The organism is Oceanospirillum sediminis (genome assembly GCF_014164585.1).
Lineage (GTDB): Bacteria > Pseudomonadota > Gammaproteobacteria > Pseudomonadales > Halomonadaceae > Oceanospirillum > Oceanospirillum sediminis.
In genome coordinates this window covers 1-444 of sequence record NZ_JACJFM010000127.1, presented here as the reverse complement: position 1 = coordinate 444, position 444 = coordinate 1, and the positions used below count along the sequence as shown (strand labels likewise).

The 444-nt window shown below is 52.3% G+C and carries 2 protein-coding genes; both read left to right on the top strand.

Going from position 1 to position 444, the window contains the following annotated elements:
* Positions 1-217: hypothetical protein (locus tag H4O21_RS24200; RefSeq protein ID WP_182812458.1), on the top strand; the 217-nt coding region annotated here is incomplete at its 5' end.
* Positions 198-444 (top strand): DUF7370 family protein (locus tag H4O21_RS24195; RefSeq protein ID WP_220495854.1); only part of this gene is annotated, 247 nt, incomplete at its 3' end. The genes H4O21_RS24200 and H4O21_RS24195, both read left to right, overlap by 20 nt.

Here is a 444-nt window from a genome sequence, read left to right as displayed (position 1 = left end):
GGCTGGATATGCCTCTATTGGTACTGGCATCGGCCTGAAAGTTGCAGAGCAAACACCTGTCACGCAGTCTTATTTTGAGGCTATGATTCCACACAGCCTGACGGAGTGGGCGGCAGTGGCGTCAATCCTCGGTGCACTGTCGCTGGTAATAAAGAACCTGTTTGAGATGTGGTGGAAAGTACGGGAGTCAAAGAGAAATGACAGCACCAACACCTGAAGAGCTGGTCAGTCAGATGGCGTCGCGCGGGATGACTATCACCACAACGGATGCGTCTGGCATTCTGTGCCTTGTGGCGTCAATCAGTGAATGCCTTGAGCTGAGCTACCCAAATGATGAATGCCGACAAAATGCGATCATGCTGTGGGCTTCAATTCTGATTAGCGCAAATACCGCCGGGCGCTACGTTACCAGCCAGAGCGCACCATCTGGTGCATCACAATCAT